Annotated in this window: 14 protein-coding genes; 4 read left to right on the top strand and 10 right to left on the bottom strand. The window is 58.0% G+C overall.

The genetic code is table 11. From position 1 onward, the window contains the following. The first annotated feature begins 18 nt into the window (after window positions 1–18). A complete protein-coding gene (gyrB, locus tag FZE95_RS06320; RefSeq protein WP_150299990.1) occupies window positions 19–2,433 on the top strand; it encodes a DNA topoisomerase (ATP-hydrolyzing) subunit B in 2,415 nt (804 codons plus the stop codon). Window positions 2,434–2,531: 98 nt separating this feature from the next. Here the strand turns inward: gyrB and FZE95_RS06315 are convergent, their stop codons facing one another. From FZE95_RS06315 to glyQ, 6 genes are all read right to left on the bottom strand, one after another. Further along, window positions 2,532–2,777, bottom strand: coding sequence for a hypothetical protein (locus FZE95_RS06315; RefSeq protein WP_150299989.1), 246 nt, complete (start codon window positions 2,775–2,777; stop codon window positions 2,532–2,534). Between the two features lie 376 nt (window positions 2,778–3,153). Then, a complete protein-coding gene (locus tag FZE95_RS06310; RefSeq protein ID WP_223824987.1) occupies window positions 3,154–4,548 on the bottom strand; it encodes a glycoside hydrolase family 5 protein in 1,395 nt (464 codons plus the stop codon). Between the two features lie 284 nt (window positions 4,549–4,832). Next, window positions 4,833–5,567 (bottom strand): lysophospholipid acyltransferase family protein, encoded by a 735-nt coding sequence (locus FZE95_RS06305; RefSeq protein WP_150299988.1) that lies wholly within the window; start codon window positions 5,565–5,567, stop codon window positions 4,833–4,835. Window positions 5,568–5,569: 2 nt separating this feature from the next. Next, window positions 5,570–6,103, bottom strand: coding sequence for a D-glycero-beta-D-manno-heptose 1,7-bisphosphate 7-phosphatase (gene gmhB / locus FZE95_RS06300; protein ID WP_150299987.1), 534 nt, complete (start codon window positions 6,101–6,103; stop codon window positions 5,570–5,572). Between the two features lie 369 nt (window positions 6,104–6,472). Then, complete coding sequence (gene glyS, locus FZE95_RS06295; protein WP_150299986.1) at window positions 6,473–8,527, bottom strand: glycine--tRNA ligase subunit beta; 2,055 nt, start codon at window positions 8,525–8,527, stop codon at window positions 6,473–6,475. Then, complete coding sequence (glyQ, locus tag FZE95_RS06290; RefSeq protein ID WP_150299985.1) at window positions 8,527–9,474, bottom strand: glycine--tRNA ligase subunit alpha; 948 nt, start codon at window positions 9,472–9,474, stop codon at window positions 8,527–8,529. The genes glyS and glyQ overlap by 1 nt, the downstream gene beginning before the upstream one ends. A gap of 521 nt (window positions 9,475–9,995) precedes the next feature. Here glyQ and FZE95_RS06285 point away from each other — a divergent pair. The 3 genes from FZE95_RS06285 to FZE95_RS06275 all read left to right on the top strand — a co-directional run bounded on the left by FZE95_RS06285 (window position 9,996) and on the right by FZE95_RS06275 (window position 11,843). Then, on the top strand, window positions 9,996–10,556 hold the full coding sequence (locus FZE95_RS06285) for a DNA-3-methyladenine glycosylase I (protein ID WP_150300080.1): 561 nt from the start codon (window positions 9,996–9,998) through the stop codon (window positions 10,554–10,556). A gap of 69 nt (window positions 10,557–10,625) precedes the next feature. After that, window positions 10,626–11,513 carry a lysophospholipid acyltransferase gene (locus FZE95_RS06280; protein ID WP_150299984.1) on the top strand — a complete coding sequence of 296 codons (888 nt, stop codon included), beginning with the start codon at window positions 10,626–10,628 and terminating at the stop codon, window positions 11,511–11,513. Window positions 11,514–11,573: 60 nt separating this feature from the next. Then, window positions 11,574–11,843 carry a PilZ domain-containing protein gene (locus tag FZE95_RS06275; protein ID WP_150299983.1) on the top strand — a complete coding sequence of 90 codons (270 nt, stop codon included), beginning with the start codon at window positions 11,574–11,576 and terminating at the stop codon, window positions 11,841–11,843. A 39-nt stretch (window positions 11,844–11,882) separates the two neighbouring features. Here the strand turns inward: FZE95_RS06275 and FZE95_RS06270 are convergent, their stop codons facing one another. The 4 genes from FZE95_RS06270 to fmt are packed head-to-tail and all read right to left on the bottom strand — an operon-like array spanning window position 11,883 to window position 17,017. Further along, window positions 11,883–13,331, bottom strand: a complete 1,449-nt coding sequence (locus FZE95_RS06270) for a TrkH family potassium uptake protein (RefSeq protein ID WP_150299982.1) — start codon at window positions 13,329–13,331, stop codon at window positions 11,883–11,885. A gap of 13 nt (window positions 13,332–13,344) precedes the next feature. After that, the gene (gene trkA / locus FZE95_RS06265) at window positions 13,345–14,718 is read right to left on the bottom strand and encodes a Trk system potassium transporter TrkA (protein WP_150299981.1); all 1,374 of its coding nucleotides are present in this window, start codon (window positions 14,716–14,718) and stop codon (window positions 13,345–13,347) included. Next, the gene (gene rsmB / locus FZE95_RS06260) at window positions 14,715–16,067 is read right to left on the bottom strand and encodes a 16S rRNA (cytosine(967)-C(5))-methyltransferase RsmB (protein WP_150299980.1); all 1,353 of its coding nucleotides are present in this window, start codon (window positions 16,065–16,067) and stop codon (window positions 14,715–14,717) included. Before rsmB ends, trkA begins: the two co-directional genes overlap by 4 nt. Further along, complete coding sequence (gene fmt, locus FZE95_RS06255; protein WP_150299979.1) at window positions 16,064–17,017, bottom strand: methionyl-tRNA formyltransferase; 954 nt, start codon at window positions 17,015–17,017, stop codon at window positions 16,064–16,066. Before fmt ends, rsmB begins: the two co-directional genes overlap by 4 nt. Window positions 17,018–17,037: the final 20 nt, after the last annotated feature.

The following is a 17,037-nucleotide window of genomic DNA, read 5'->3' as shown; positions in this document are numbered from 1 at the left end:
GTCTGGAGTGACTACAAGATGACTGAAGAAAGAGCTTACGATTCCTCAAGTATTAAGGTCCTCAAGGGCCTCGATGCGGTGCGCAAACGCCCGGGCATGTACATCGGGGACACGGACGACGGTACCGGTCTCCATCACATGGTCTTTGAGGTGGTTGATAACTCGATCGATGAAGCCCTTGCCGGTCACTGCACGGACATCAACATCATTATTCACGCTGATGAATCCATCACCGTTAACGATAACGGGCGGGGCATTCCGGTAGACGCTCATGAAGAGGGTGTTTCGGCGGCAGAAGTGATCATGACGGTGCTGCATGCCGGCGGTAAGTTCGACGAGAATAGTTATAAGGTATCCGGCGGGCTTCATGGCGTAGGCGTGTCCGTGGTTAACGCGCTGTCTGAGAAGCTTGTGCTGACGATTCGCCGCGAAGGCAAGGTGTGGGAGCAGGATTACTCCCACGGCGTCCCTCTGGCGCCTTTGAAGCCCATTGGTGACGCTGATACCAACGGTACGCAGATCTACTTCAAGCCCTCCTCCGAAACATTCACCAGCATCAGCTTCTCATGGGATATCCTCGCCAAGCGTCTGCGTGAACTGTCTTTCCTGAACTCCGGTGTGGGCATTAATTTGATCGATGAACGTACCGGTCGGCAGGAACTATTCAAGTATGAAGGCGGCCTTCGCGCGTTCGTTGAGTACCTCAACGTGAACAAGACCGCGGTCAACTCCGTCTTCCATTTTGATATACAGCGCGACGACGGTATTGCCGTTGAGGTCGCGATGCAGTGGAACGACAGCTTCAATGAGAGTCTGTTGTGTTTCACCAACAACATTCCGCAGCGGGACGGTGGGACCCACCTGGCGGGTTTCCGCAGCGCACTGACGCGGACGCTCAATAGTTATATTGAGCAGGAAGGCTTGTTGAAGAAAATGAAGGTCAGCACTTCAGGCGACGATGCTCGTGAAGGTTTGACAGCCATCATTTCCGTTAAAGTCCCGGATCCGAAGTTTTCTTCCCAGACCAAAGACAAGCTGGTCTCTTCGGAGGTGAAAACCGCTGTTGAGCAGGAAATGAACAAGCAGTTTGCTGACTATTTGCTGGAACGGCCCAACGAAGCCAAGGCGGTCGTCGGCAAGATGATTGATGCGGCACGTGCGCGCGAGGCGGCTCGTAAGGCACGGGAGATGACGCGTCGTAAGGGTGCGCTGGATATCGCCGGGCTGCCAGGAAAATTGGCAGACTGTCAGGAGAAAGACCCCGCCTTGTCCGAACTCTACATAGTGGAGGGCGATTCCGCCGGCGGCTCAGCCAAACAGGGCCGCAACCGTAAAACACAGGCCATACTCCCGCTCAAGGGCAAGATTCTGAACGTCGAGAAAGCCCGCTTCGACAAGATGCTTTCTTCTGCCGAGGTTGGCACGCTGATTACTGCGCTGGGCTGCGGCATCGGCCGCGAAGAGTTCAATATAGACAAGCTGCGTTATCACAACATCATCATCATGACCGATGCCGACGTTGACGGCTCGCACATCCGGACATTGTTGCTGACGTTCTTTTTCCGGCAGATGCCGTTGTTGATCGAACGGGGTTACATTTATATCGCACAGCCTCCGCTCTACAAGATCAAGAAAGGCAAGCAGGAGCAGTACCTCAAGGATGACGATGCGCTGCAGGATTATCTCACGCAATCTGCGTTGGAGGATTCCTACCTGTTCGTCAACGAGCATGCACCTGGGATCACTGGCGAACATCTCGAGAAAATCGTTCAGGAATTCCGTGCGGTAATGAAGACGCTGGATCGCCTGTCACGCTTGTATCCAATTGAACTGATGGAGCATTTCATCTATCTGCCGCGCCTGACCGCCGAAAACGTGGCGGACAAGGCGTTCATGGAAGAATGGATCGGCAAGTTCGAAACCATGGTCAAGACCGGAGAGAAATCAGGCCAGCAATACAATATCAGCCTGCGCGAAGACCGCGAGCGTAATCTCTGGTTGCCGCAGGTAGAGTCGATTTCCCACGGTCTATCCAGCTATTACACCTTCAATCGGGATCTGTTTGCGAGTAACGATTACCGGACCATGGCTGAGCTGGGCGAGAAACTGCAGAGCTTGCTCGAAGATGGCGCCTATATGCAGCGTGGCGAAAAGAAAAAGCCGATCACCCATTTCAAGGAAGGTCTGGAATGGATGATGAACGAAACCGCCAGACGTCATACTATCCAGCGCTATAAGGGACTGGGAGAGATGAATCCCGATCAGCTGTGGGAGACGACCATGGATCCCGACAGCCGTCGCATGTTGCGAGTGAACATTGAAGATGCCATCGCCGCTGACCAGATCTTCAATACCTTGATGGGCGACCACGTCGAACCGCGGCGCGAATTCATCGAGAGCAATGCGCTGGCGGTGTCCAATCTGGATGTGTGACCACTAGAAGCGAACACAAGCCAGCGTTTCTGCTAAAAAACCCGGGAGGCATCAGCCTCCCGGGTTTTTTATTGGTTGTCGAGAGCACTTGATTCTATCTAGCCCACTGCCTGGCGACGCGGTTCTACGCTCTGCTCGGTTATGATCGATTCAGAGGTAGCGTGCAGAATATTACTGATCTGACCTTCCAGAGATTCGAGGTGCGCGAGCATGTTTTCATGAGAAATGAGCAACTCGCAGTCGTCAGGACATTGGGCTAGCGCCTGTTTTCCCATTTCTACAAACCATCTGGTTTTCTCTATACGAAGCTGAAGCTGAGCGATGTGATTATCGACTTGTATCATGAGGGTTACTTCCTTTTCAGGCGCTTAACAAATATCCCTTTCGCATCTCGAACGGCTGGATTTGGAGCCGGGATATGGCTTGTCATTTCTTGATGTCTGCTGCGGTCTTCAACGAACCGAAAGGTCAGAATCTTTCGCCATTTTTTTGTCTTGCATGAATTGTTATTTTCGCGGGAGCTGCCCTGCTAGCTCACTCAGTATCAGTCTAGTGCGGAAAATGTGTGACGCAGTACCGCTTGTCTGATTCGAGTGGTCTACTGCGCTCTTTCAGACAACTCGTCAACACAGATCTGACTCAGTGCGAGCGTATAGTGTCTGGTTGAACGTCGGCCAAAAAAAGACCGGCATAAGCCGGCCTTTGAAATGCAGGTATCAGTTACGGTAGCGGCCCGAAATCTGTGCAGTTGCCGGTATCGATGTATTTCTTGAGTACGTCCCACTGCGCCTTCTGCTTACCGTCCTTGCCAGGTTCGACCGAGAGCTTGTAGTTGCCCCAGGATGGCCCTGCTGCCCAATAGCTTACCGGAATGCAGTTCTCCTGCAGATACCCGAGCATATTATCCATAGCTTTCAGATACTTGGGATCGTTGGGTACGCCGAACTCCCCGATATGCCCGCGTTTGTAGTTCTCCTTGAGCCAGTTCACGAATGGCTTGACCCGGTTCACACCTACCATTGGATCGAATTTTTCATAGGCCTGTTTATAGCTGCCACTGGCGTCCGGATCGAGATAGACATGCGCTGAAAACACCAGGGTATTAGACGGGTCATCAAGTTCCAGTAGCGCGTCGGCATATTTAGGCCAGCGAGCGGCGCTGGACCAGGAGGTCCCTTCGATGAAGATCGGCTTCAGAGTGTCGTGCTTGCGCACTCCGTCGATGCCGGCCTGGGCGGCAGCCGGCCATTTATCGTCGGCGCCGTAGGGCTCGTTCATGATGTCATAGGCGTATAGCGCAGGGTGATTACCCCAGCGCTCCGCTATGCGCGACAGCAAGTCCTCAAAGGCTTCTACCGGTACCTTCTTGGTACCGATCACGTCGCCGCGGTAGCGGGCGTAATTGTGGACGTCGAGCAGGATATCAATGTAGTTGTGTTCAGCCTGATCCAACATATCGTCGATATGCCCGGCATACACTTCATCGAATTTGCCTTTCAGTTTTGGTTGAAGCCGCTCCCACTTGATAGGGAAGCGTACCGAGGTGATGCCTTTCTCTGCCCAGCGGTCGAAATAGGCGTCCGGTGGGAAAAAGTAATGTGTTCCTTCTTTACCTGGTAGCGCGCTGCTGGTGAACTCGGCCCCTGCCACGTTGAGACCGATCAATGCTATTGGACCGCCGGTGTCGATATCGCCAGCGCGCGCCTTGTTGTCCGATTTATTATTCGTTTTGGTGCCGGTCGACGGCGTGCTGCCCGCCTTTTGGTCGCCAGTGTCGCTGGCCTCCTCGCTGACAGAATCGGGCGCCTCGCCAGCTTCGATCTGTTCGATTTCAGGGTCTTCAAATTCGGGTTCGCTATCGCCACTGCCGCTACGACAACCTTGGCTGGAAACTACTATCAGACCAAGCGCGACAGGCATCAGCCATCTACGAAAGGGATGGAGGCTGTCCGTCTTCATGGGTAAACCTTCTTGTTCGAGTGAGTTGGGAACGGAGAAGATAGTAAGAGGCAGATGGCAATCTGTGGCCAAGGCGATGCCGGTTTGTGACCAAGGTTTGGTTGAGGCTTTAAAAGAGTGACAAGGGTCGCAAAACGAAACGGCAAAGCCGCGCATTTCGGGGACTCCGAGCGGTTGAGATGAGGCTTTCCTGAAGCGCTTAACCCGCCCCAAACCCTTGTGTTTGATGGTTTAGTGCCTTATACGGGTGCCCTTTCCTTGCGGCCCGGTAACCGACCAGATTGAAATCAAGGATTCGGTCGGTCAGGCTGTTTTTATGAATTAGCGTATGGGATTAAGGAGGACTCACAGGAGAGAGAAGGTTGTGCTGCCGTTGAGAAGACGAGCCCGGCGGTGTGTCCGTTGCCGGGCTGCTATGGCGGGGTGAAGGGTGAACTTGGTTAGCGGGCGGTGGTTTCGGCCAGCGCGTCGTTTACCCACTGCTCGGCGCGCTTGTTCAGCTCGACGATAGACCGTGGATCGGTGCCCTTGGGGTACATTGCCGGGCCGATTTTCACCGTTATGGTGCCGGGGCGTTTGCCCCAGCCGACCTTGGGCCAGAACTCACCGGCGTTGTGTGCCACCGGTACTACCGGCACGTTATTACTGCAGGCCAGCGCGGTGCCGCCACGTGAAAACTTCACCGGCGTGCCGGGAAGCACGCGGGTGCCCTCCGGAAATACCAGAATCCAGAAGCCTTCTGCCAACCGCTCCCCTCCTACCTTGGCGAGCTGCCTGAGCGAATCACGTCCATTGCTACGGTCGATGGCGATAGGTTTAGCCAGAGCGAAGGCCCAGCCAAAGAAGGGAACATAGAGCAATTCCTTTTTTATCAGTTGGGTCTGTGGACGAAACACTTGCTGCAAAAAGAAGGTTTCCCAGGTGCTCTGATGGTTCGCCAGAATCACTCCGACCTGCTCAGGGATATTTTCCTGGCCGATTACCTCATAGCGGATCCCGACCAGATGCCGGGTCAGCCAGATTGCCATACGGCTCCACCAGCCGATGATCAGCGTATATCGCCAATGCGGCGACAGAAAGGGCGCGACGATCAGCATCAGCAAACCCCAGATGCCTGCGCTTGCGGACAATAGCAGGTAGAAAAGAATGACGCGCAGGGGCATCAGAAAGGACATGTTCAGTCTTCCAGCAAGTAAGCGGCCACAGCGGCCAGATCATCAAATACCAGCGTGCCAGGCGGCAGGACCTTTTGCTCGGTAGTGGCGCCCTTTCCGGTCCGTACCAGGAAGGGTCGACAACCTACCGCTACGCCTGCCTGCAGATCCCGCAGGCTGTCACCAACAGTGGGAACGCCATCGAGCGGCACCTGAAAATGCGCAGCGATGTTTTCAAACAACCCTGACAGGGGCTTTCGGCAGGTGCAGTTATCATCCGGACCGTGGGGGCAGTGCACAATCAGATCAACCCGGCCGCCCTGCTGGGCAACCAGGTCCTGCAGATACTGGTGCATGGCCTCAAGCGTGGCCTGGTTGAAATAGCCGCGCGCCAGACCAGACTGATTGGTGGCGACTGCAACGGTCCACCCGGCCTGGCTGAGCGCGGCTATAGCTTCGATCGAGCCGGGTATGGGAATCCATTCATCCAGCGTTTTGACGAAATTGTCCGAGTCCCGATTGATGACGCCATCGCGGTCCAGAATGATCAGTTTCATAAGCCTAGGGTCTGTTGACGTTTCGTCGCGAGCCGCGTTGCTGTGCCAAATGAGGCCAGGCCGGGCGGCGTTCCGTAAGGCGCGGGACGCAGGTAATGGTTGTTCCCTTGCCAAGTCGTGCAACGCCGCATGGCGTCATTTGACACGCAACCCGAAGGGACGGGGGCCCGTTTGCTCCAGCACTGCGTTACTCGTCGCTCATTTGGAACAACCACAAAAACGCCTGGAGCGTTTTTGCGCGTAAGCCCCGAAGGGGTGAAACACATGGATGTGTTGAACAAACTTCACTCCTCGCGCCTTGTTCTGCACCAAACGGGCCTCCGTCGCGGCCGCTACGAAACGTCAATAGATCCTATCTCGATGCGCCGATCAACCCAGCAGCGAAATATCCGCTACTCCCAGGAACAGGCCACGCAGGCGCGCCAGCAAGGCGTAACGGTTGGCTTTTATCGCAGGCTCTTCGGCGTTGACCAGTACCTGATCGAAAAATGCATCCACTGGCTCACGCAGCGCGGCAAGTGACTCCAGGCTGCCGGTGTACTGGCGATCACGCGCGAGCGGCCCGGCGGCACTTTCGGCGTCCTGGACGGCCTTGGCCAGATCGACCTCGGCTGGCTCGTGCAACAGGGCCGGATCGACAGTGGCCTCGATAGCGATGTCGGCCTTGGACAGAATATTGGCCACGCGTTTGTTGGCGGCGGCCAGGGCTTCTGCTTCCGGCAGCCGGCGAAACGCTTGCACAGCCTGTACGCGCTGGTCGAAATCCAGTGGCGAGGTGGGCGCTACCGCACGCACGGACTGATACACCGCTACGTCGATGCCCTCGTCTTCATAGCGGGCACGCAACCGGTCGAAGATGAAGTCCTGAACCTGCTCAACCAGGCCCTGCGCCTTCACCGAATCGCCGTATTGGGCGACGGCCGTTTCCAGCGCCGCATGCAGGTCCAGTTCCAGTTTCTTCTCGATCAGGATCCGCAGCACGCCAAGCGCTGCACGGCGCAGAGCGTAGGGATCCTTGCTCCCGGTGGGCAGCATGCCGATGCCGAAAATGCCTACCAGCGTGTCCAGCTTGTCTGCCAGTGCCACCGCGGCGCCTGTCAGGGTAGACGGCAACTCACCGCCTGCGCCGCGCGGCATGTACTGCTCATTCAGTGCGAGCGCCACGTCCTCGGCTTCGCCGTCATGCCGGGCGTAGTAATAGCCTGCGATGCCTTGCAACTCGGGGAACTCGCCGACCATTTCGGTCGACAGGTCACATTTGCTCAACAGGCCTGCACGTGCCGCCTTCTCTGGCTCACCGCCGATCTGGCCGGCGATGGCCCCGGCAAGGCTCGACACCCGACTGGCCTTGTCATACACGCTGCCGAGCTGCGCCTGGAACACGACATTGGCCAGGCGTGCGTTATGGCTTTCCAACGGCTGTTTCTGGTCCTGCTTGAAGAAGAACTCCGCATCGGTCAGGCGCGGGCGCACGACCTTTTCGTTGCCCGAAATAATCTGCGCCGGATCGTGGCTTTCAATGTTCGCGACGGTGATGAAACGCGGCAGCAGGCGCCCATCAGCATCCAGCAGGCAGAAATATTTCTGGTTGTCCTGCATGGTCGAGATAAGTGCTTCCTGAGGTACATCAAGGAAACGTTCCTCGAAACTGCATACCAGTGGCACCGGCCATTCGACCAGGGCGGTGACCTCATCCAGCAGGTCGTCCGGCATGATCGCCGTGCCGTGCTGCTCTGCGGCAAGCTGTTCGACGCGCTGGCGAATCATCTCGCGGCGCTCGTTGAAATCCGCTATTACCTTTGCCTTGCGCAGATCATCGGCATAACTCGCCGGCGTGGTGATACGGACTTCATCCGGGTGATGAAAACGGTGCCCGCGCGAGGTGCGGCCAGCGTGTTGCGCCAGGATTTCGCCGGGGATCATCGAGTCACCCTGGATCATCACCAGCCACTTGGTGGGGCGGACGAACTCGGTTTTGCGATCCGACCAACGCATACGTTTGGGGATCGGTAGCGCAGCCAGCGCAGCGTCCACGATATCCGGCAACAGGTCATGCGCTGGCTGGCCTGGAATGCTCTGCACGTAACGTAGCTTCGGGCCGCTGCGGTCCAGTTCAGAAACTTCCACGCCACATTTGCGGGCAAAGCCCTGGGCCGCCTTGGTCGGATTGCCGTCGGCATCGAAGGCCGCCTGCAGCGGTGGGCCGTCCATCTGATTGGTACGGTCGGGCTGCTGGGTCGCCAGCTGTCCGACAAAGACCGCCAGTCGCCGTGGCGCGGCGTAATACCGGGCTGAATCGTAACTCAGACCGGCATCCTTCAAGCCTTTTTCGACGCCTTCCAGAAAGGCTTCAGCAAGGCGCTTGAGCGCTTTGGGCGGGAGTTCTTCAGTACCCAGTTCTACCAGGAAATCGAGCGGCAGCATTATTCGGCCTCCTTCAGTTTGGCCAGTACTTCATCACGCAATTCGGGAGTGGCCATGGGAAAGCCGAGTTTTGCCCGGGCTTGCAAATAGCTCTGGGCGATGGCGCGCGACAACCCACGCACGCGCAGAATGTAGCGTTGACGCTCAGTGACGGAGATGGCACGACGCGCATCCAGCAAGTTGAACGTATGCGAGGCCTTGATGACCATTTCGTAGGCCGGCAATGGCAGTTCGGCGGCAATCAACCGGTTTGCTTCGCTCTCGTAGAAGTCAAACAGCTCGAACATCCTGTCGACGTTGGCGTGCTCGAAGTTATAGGTCGACTGTTCCACCTCGTTCTGGTGGAACACATCACCATAGGTCACCTTGCCGAACGGGCCATCGGAATACACCAGGTCGTACACCGAGTCGACACCCTGCAGATACATTGCCAGCCGCTCGAGACCGTAGGTGATCTCGCCAGTCACCGGGTAGCACTCGACACCGCCCACCTGCTGGAAATACGTGAACTGGGTAACTTCCATACCGTTCAGCCAGACTTCCCAACCCAGGCCCCAGGCGCCTAGCGTCGGCGATTCCCAGTTATCCTCCACGAAGCGAATATCGTGAACCAGCGGATCCACGCCGATGTGTTTCAGCGACTCCAGGTACAGCTCCTGAATATCATCCGGGTTCGGCTTGAGCACTACCTGGAACTGATAGTAATGCTGGAGGCGGTTGGGGTTGTTGCCGTAGCGGCCATCAGTCGGACGGCGGCTGGGCTGAACATAGGCTGCGTTCCAGGTTTCCGGACCGATCGCCCGGAGGAAAGTAGCGGTATGGAAGGTCCCGGCGCCCATTTCCATGTCGTAGGGCTGCAGAATTACGCAACCCTTCTCTGCCCAGAAACTTTGCAGGGCAAGGATAAGTCCTTGAAAGGTATGGACGGCTGGATTGGTCTGAGTCACGTTTTCACCCGGTTAGGCTGTGAAGAAAGGCGGAAGTATACAGTCAGACCGGGGTGACATACAGGCGAAGACCGAGCGACTGACGCCCACAATGGCTAGGGTCTGTTGCCGTTGCATCGCGAGCCGCGTTGCTGTGTCAAATGGCGCAAGGCCGGGCGGCGATCCGCAAGGCGCGGGATGCAGGTAATGGTTGTTCCCTTGCCAAGTCCCGCAACGCCGCATGGCGTCATTTGCCACGCAACCTAGGCGGCCCCACCCGAAGGGACGGGACCCGTTTAGCGCAGCACTGCGTTACTCGTCGCTCATTTGGAACAACCACAAAAACGCCTGGAGCGTTCTTGCGCGTAAGCCCCGAAGGGGTGAAACACATGGATGTGTTGAACAAATTTCACTCCTCGCGTCTTGTTCTGCACCAAACGGGCCTCCGTCGCGACCGCGATGAAACGACAACAGACCCTAAGCTACACTGGCACCCTAACAACTGACGCAGCGAAGACCCCATGAACACATCTGTACCGCCTATCACCCGCTGCCAGTGGTGCTCCGGGGACCCTGTCTATCAGGCTTACCATGATAACGAATGGGGTGTGCCCGAGTTTGATGGTGACCGGCTGTTCGAGAAGCTGGTGCTGGACGGATTGCAGGCAGGCTTGTCCTGGATCACCATCCTCAAGAAGCGCGAGCGTTACCGCGAGATATACCGCGGTTTTGATGTCCGCTTCATGGCAAGCCAGACGGACCAGGACCTGCAGCGGCTGATGGACGATGCCGGCATCATCCGTAATCGGCTGAAAATCAGTGCGGCCCGGCAGAACGCCCGCGCCTGGTTGGCTCTCAGGGAGCAGACCGATCCGGCGCAGTGGCTTTGGCAGTTTGTCGGCGGCGCGCCACGCATCAATCACTTCAGCAGCTTCGCAGAGGTGCCGGCCATTACCCTTGAAGCCGAAGCCATGAGCAAAGCGTTGAAGAAAGCCGGCTTTTCCTTTGTCGGTCCGACCATCTGTTATGCCTTCATGCAGGCCACCGGAATGGTCATGGACCATACGACCGATTGCTTTCGCTACCCTGAGCTCGCCGGATGAGTTGGCGTATCTCGCCCTGACGCGCTGCTGCCTTTACAATGCGTTTTTCGAAACAGTGCGGGGTTACTTGTGGAACGGCTCAAGGGCGCTTTGATTGTCGGCTTTCTCCGGCTGTTTTCCATGCTGCCGTTTCGCTGGGCGCAGCGCCTGGGTGCAGGCATGGGCTGGCTTACCTGGAAGCTGCCCAACCGCTCCCGGGAAGTGGTGCGTATAAATCTCGCGCACTGCATGCCCGGGTTGAGTGCCGAAGAACGCGAGGCACTGGTCGGCGAGACGCTGATCAATACCGGCCGCAGCGTAGCGGAAAGCGCCTGCGCCTGGATGTGGAAGCCCTCCAAGACCCTGAGCTACGTCAAGGAAGTCGAGGGCGAGCACCTGCTGCGTGCTGCTCTGGATGCTGGTGAAGGTGTGGTGTGTATCACCAGCCATCTGGGTAACTGGGAAGTCCTGAATCACTATTACTGCTCACAATGCTCGCCACTTATTTTTTACCGCCCGCCCAAGCAGAAAGCAGTGGATGATCTGCTCAGGCGTCAGCGCACCCAGCTGGGCAACCAGGTGGCTGCTTCTACGCGTGAAGGCATTACGAATGTTATCCGTGAGGTGCGTAAAGGCGGTGCGGTGGGGATCCCGGCGGACCCCGAGCCCGCGCTCAAGAGCGGTGTTTTCGTACCTTTCTTTGCGGTCCAGGCGCTGACCAGTAAATTCGTTCCGGGACTGGTCAAGGGGGGCAAGGCGCGAGCCCTGTTCCTGCATTGCGTTCGTTTGCCTGACCATAGCGGCTTCAAAGTCATTCTCGAAGAGGCACCCGAGGCGCTATACAGTGATGATGAAACCGAAGCGGTCGCCGCCATGAGTGGGGTGATCGAGCGCTATGTCCGTCAATGGCCAAGCCAGTACATGTGGAGCATGAAGCGGTTCAAGAAACGCCCCTCGGGAGAAAAGCGCTGGTACTGAGCGTCCCGCTGGTAATGCGTGGTCACAGGGATAACAAAATATACAAGCAGGAGCTTGAGCATGGCCAATCAGCGTCAATATCCACGCACCATGATGCGGTGCCGAATCAGGATTACTCACCCGGATCTGGGTGATGTGTACGGTCAGACGCGTGATCTGTCCGATGGCGGTGTGTTCGTGGAGAACGCTGATCTGGCGACGCTGACGCCTGGCGCCGAAGTACAGGGGCAAGTGCAGGACATGCCAATCGAGGCGCCGGTCCTGCGCATGGTTGTTCAGCGGGTGATCCCCGGCGAGGGTGCAGGCCTGGCGTTTCTGGACGAAGAATAAGGATCCCGCAGCTAGCGGAGCTGCGCAATCCTCACGTCATCAACGACGCCAGAACATCGGAGTCAGCAGGATGATCAGCGTAAAGACCTCAAGTCGGCCCAACAACATGGCGAAGCTGAGTATCCATTTCACCGTGGCCGAGAGGTCCCCGTAGTGCGCTGATACGTCCCCCAGCCCCGGCCCCAGGTTATTGATACAGGCGGCCAGTGCCGAAAAGGCGGTGACGAAGTCCAGGCCAGTGCCGAGCAGAATCAGAAACATGACGGCAAAGGCGAACACGTACACCGCACAGAACCCCCATACAGCTTCTACGACCCGGTCTGGCACCGGCTTGTTGCCAAGCTTGACCGGGAACACCCCGTGCGGGTGCAGCAAGCGTTTCGTTTCACGTGTGCCCTGCTTGTATAGCAGGATCACGCGGATCACCTTCATCCCACCGCCAGTGGAGCCTGCGCAGGCGCCGATGAAACTGGCGTAAAGCAACAGGAACGGCAGCACTGTCGGCCAGACTGAAAAATCGGTGACACTGAAACCTGCCGTTGTGGCAATCGAAATCGTCTGGAAGGCACCGTAGCGGATTGAGGTCCAGGTATCGTAATACTCGACGTGGATCAGCATGGCGCAGCACACCACAAACAGCGCGACCAGAATCAACAGATACGAGCGGCATTCCGGATCGTGCCAATAGCTTTTCAGTGAGCGAAAACGCCACGCCAGAAAATGCAAGGCGAAGTTGATGCCCGAGATGACCAGAAACACCATGCAGATCAGCTCGATCAGTGGACTATCGTAGTAGCCGATACTCAGATCATGGGTAGAAAATCCGCCGATCGCTACCGTTGAAAAGCTGTGACCGATGGCGTCGAATGGCTCCATTCCCGCTGCCCAGTAAGCCAGCGCACAGGCCACCGTGAGCCCGGTGTAGATCAGCCACAGCACCTTGGCGGTCTCGGCAATCCGCGGCGTCAGCTTGTTCTCTTTCAGCGGCCCGGGCATCTCGGCGCGATACAGCTGCATGCCACCGACGCCCAGCAGCGGCAGAATGGCCACCGCCAGTACGATAATCCCCATGCCGCCAAACCATTGCAGTTGTTGACGGTAGAACAGCAAGGCACGCGGCAGGGTATCCAGCCCCGTGATGACCGTGGCGCCCGTTGTCGTGAGACCGGAGAAGGATTCAAACACCGCATTGGCTACGCTCAGATCCGGCATATCCAGCAGATATAACGGCACCGCGCCGAACAGCCCGAGAACCAGCCAGAACAGTACGGTAATCAGATAACCGTCGCGGGTACGCAGTTCGTTGCGTCTGCCACGAACCGGAAGCCAGGCCAGAAAGCCGAATGCAAAGGTAATCAGAAAGCCGGTGACGAAGGCCTCGCGGGCATGCTCGCCATAGAACCAGCCCACCCCCGCCGAGGGGAGCATGCTGGTGGAGAACAACATCAGCAAAATACCGATGATGCGCTGGATCTGTGGATACTGCATGGGGTCGGTTACCTTAGAGAAATGTCAGCCCGACCTGGAACAGGCGCTCGACATCGCGAATATGTTTCTTGTCGATCACGAACATGATCACGTGGTCCTCGGATTCGATCACGGTAGCGTCGCGGGCAATCAGCACCTTGTCGCTACGTACGATGGCACCAATGGTGGTACCGGGCGGCAGGTCAATGTCGCCAATGGCGCGACCAACCACCTTGGACGAGCGAGAATCGCCGTGCGCCACGGCTTCGATCGCCTCCGCCGCACCGCGTCGCAACGAGTGCACGTTGACGATATCGCCCCGCCGTACGTGTGCAAGCAGGGTGCCGATGGTCGCCTGGGAGGGCGAGATGGCGATATCAATTTCGCCGCCCTGTACCAGATCGACATAGGCCGGATTGTTGATCAGAGCCATGACCTTGCGCGCGCCCATCCGCTTGGCCAGCATCGAGGACATGATATTGGCTTCGTCATCGTTGGTGACCGCACAGAAAATATCGACTTCCTCGATGTTCTCCTCGATCAGCAGTTCCTTGTCCGAGGCGCTGCCGTGCAGAACAATGGCGCGGTCGAGGTTTTGCGCCAGGTAGTCCGCCCGAGCCTTGTTCTTCTCGATGATCTTGACCTGGTAGCGAGTCTCCATGGCCTCGGCGAGGCGTTCGCCGATGTTGCCGCCACCGGCAATAAGCACCCGTTTGTTGGTGCGATCAAGGCGCCGTAGTTCGCTCATCACCGCGCGTATGTCCGGCGTGGCGGCGACGAAAAATACTTCATCATCTGCCTCGATTACGGTGTCGCCCTTGGGGATGATTGGGCGATCCCGGCGGAAAATCGCGGCGACCCGCGTCTCGACGCCGGGCATGTGCTGACGCAAGAAGCGCAACTCCTGACCCACCAGCGGCCCGCCGTAATAGGCTCGTACGGCTACCAGCTGCACCTTGCCTTCCGCGAAGTCGAGTACCTGCAACGCGCCGGGATTCTCGATCAGACGCTTGATGTAGGTGGTTACTGCCTGCTCAGGGCTGATCAATACATCAATCGGCACCGCATCGTTGTGAAACAGCCCACCACGCGTGAGATAGGCCGACTCACGTATACGCGCGATCTTGGTCGGCGTACGGAACAGCGTGTAGGCGACCTGACAGGCGATCATGTTCGTCTCGTCGCTACTGGTCACCGCGATCAGCATGTCGGCGTCATCAGCACCGGCGTGGCGCAAGATGGTAGGAAACGAACCACGGCCAACCACGGTGCGAATGTCCAGCCGATCACTCAGATCGCGCAGGCGCACCGTATCGGTATCGATCACGGTGATGTCATTGGCCTCGCTGGACAGTTCTGTTGCCAGGCTGCTGCCCACCTGTCCGGCGCCGAGAATAATGATCTTCATGACGCAGACGGCTCCTTATCTTCAGTGGGAAAACGACCGCGGCGGGTACTGGCGGCTATTTTGACCAGTTTGGCCAGATAAAAGCCATCATGACCGTTCGGCTGCGGTAGAAGTTGCCGGCCGCACGGCTGCGGTTCGCCGTAATCTACGGCAATCGACAATTCCCTGGCACTGGGTTCGCGCTGCAGGAACGCCTCCACTACGCGGGTATTTTCTTCCGGTAGGACCGAACAGGTGGCGTAAACCAGAATGCCGCCGACCTCCAGCGTTTGCCACATGGCATCGAGCAGGCTCCCTTGTAGCGTCGCCAGTTCACTTATATCGGCCGGCTGTCTTGCCAACTTGATATCCGGGTGACGACGAATCACGCCGGTTGCGGAACAGGGTGCGTCGAGCAGGATACGGTTGAACGGTATACCGTCCCACCAAGCATCCAGATCGCGGGCATCCGCCGCTTTGAGCGTGGCCGTCAGGCCCAGTCGGTCCAGATTTTCCTGCACCCGTGCCAGGCGCGACGGCTCGAGATCCAGCGCAACCAGCTCACTCAGGGCAGGCTGTTGCTCAAGCGTGTGGCAGGTTTTACCACCCGGGGCGCAGCAGGCATCCAGTACCCGGTCGCCAGGTCTGGCTTCCAGTAATGGAGCGGCCAGTTGCGCCGCTTCATCCTGCACGCTGACCAGACCCTCGGCGAAGCCTGGTAATAGCTGAACGTCGCAGGGCTGCAGCAAGCGGATACCCACTGGGCTGTGAAGACAGGCCTCGGCGGTAATGCCAGCCTTTTCAAGCTGTTGCAGGTAAGCCGAACGCTCGGTCTGGCGCTGGTTGATGCGCAACGTCATGGGTGGATGGGCGTTGTTCGCCTCGCAGATGGCTTCCCAATGCTGCGGCCAGTCGGCCTTGAGCTGCTTTTGTAACCAGCGTGGATGGGCCAGGCGGACCACCGGATCGCGTGCCATGTCGGCAAACAGCTCTTCGGACTCGCGCTGCGCGCGTCGCAGCACGGCGTTGAGCATCCCTTTGGCCCAGGGTTTTCTCAGGGTTTTGGCGGCACTGACGGTTTCATCGATGGCAGCGTGGGCTGGAACGCGGGTGTAGAACAGCTGATACAGGCCGACCAGCAACAGTGCCTGGAGGTCACGGTCAGCGGCCTTGAGCGGTTTATCCAGCAGGCGGTTGGCCAGCGCTTCGAGGCGAAAGAACCAGCGCGCGGTGCCAAAGGCCAGTTCCTGAGTCAGTGCGTGATCACGTGGGGCAACCTGCTTCAGCTGGCCCGGAAGGCTGGTACCGAGCGAAGCCTTGCCGGCCATGACCAGCGCCAGTGCGTTGGCCGCCGCCAGGCGCGGACTCACTGGCCGTTTTCCAGGGTCAGGCCAGGCGTGAAGTGGTCGCGTCGCGCGTTGTATAGATCAGCAAAGGCCAGCGGCTTGCCGCCGGGCAACTGCACCCGCGTCAGACGCAGCGCGCCCTCGCCACAGGCGACCAATAAACCGCTCTTGTCTACCGCAAGGACTTCTCCCGCAGCCCCCGCGCCAGCTTCTGGCCGCGCAGCCCATATCTTGAGTGGCTGGTCATTCCAGCGGGCATGCGCCAGTGGCCAGGGATTGAATGCACGGACTATGCGATCAAGCTCGGTTGCTGAACGGGTCCAATCGATACGTGCATCACTCTTGCCGAGTTTGTGCGCGTAGGTTGCCAGGCTGTCATCCTGTATCTCGGGCGCTGCCTCACCTTTGGCCAGCTGGTCGATCACGGCGGTTACTGCCGTCGGACCTATCATGGCAAGCCGGTCGTGCAAGCTACCGCCGGTGTCTTCAGAGCTGATGGGCGTTGTGGCTTTGAGCAGCATAGGGCCGGTGTCCAGTCCTGCTTCCATTTGCATGACGGTCACGCCTGATTCGCTGTCGCCTGCTTCGATCGCACGCTGGATGGGTGCTGCGCCACGCCAGCGTGGCAGCAACGATGCATGGCTGTTGATACAGCCCAGACGCGGGATGTCCAGTACCGCCTGCGGCAATATCAATCCGTAGGCGACGACCACCAGCAGATCCGGTTTGAGCGCAGCCATCTCAGCCTGGCTATCAGCATTCTTCAGCGTTTGTGGCTGGTAGACCGGCAGTCCGTGTTTCAGCGCAAGCTGTTTAACCGCGCTTTGCGTGAGCTTGTGTCCGCGGCCCGCAGGTCGGTCAGGCTGGGAATAGACCGCCACGATATTCAGGCCCTGCTCGATAAAGGCGCCAAGATGAGCAGCGGCAAACTCGGGGGTGCCGGCGAAGATGATGCGAAGGTCTGACGCTTTCATGGGGATCCGTAAAGAAAAGG

Origin of the sequence: Pseudomonas profundi (genome assembly GCF_008638305.1) — a bacterium.
Taxonomy (GTDB): domain Bacteria; phylum Pseudomonadota; class Gammaproteobacteria; order Pseudomonadales; family Pseudomonadaceae; genus Halopseudomonas; species Halopseudomonas profundi.
Note: the sequence above shows the minus strand (reverse complement) of the source record. Positions and strands in the feature narration are given on the sequence as shown.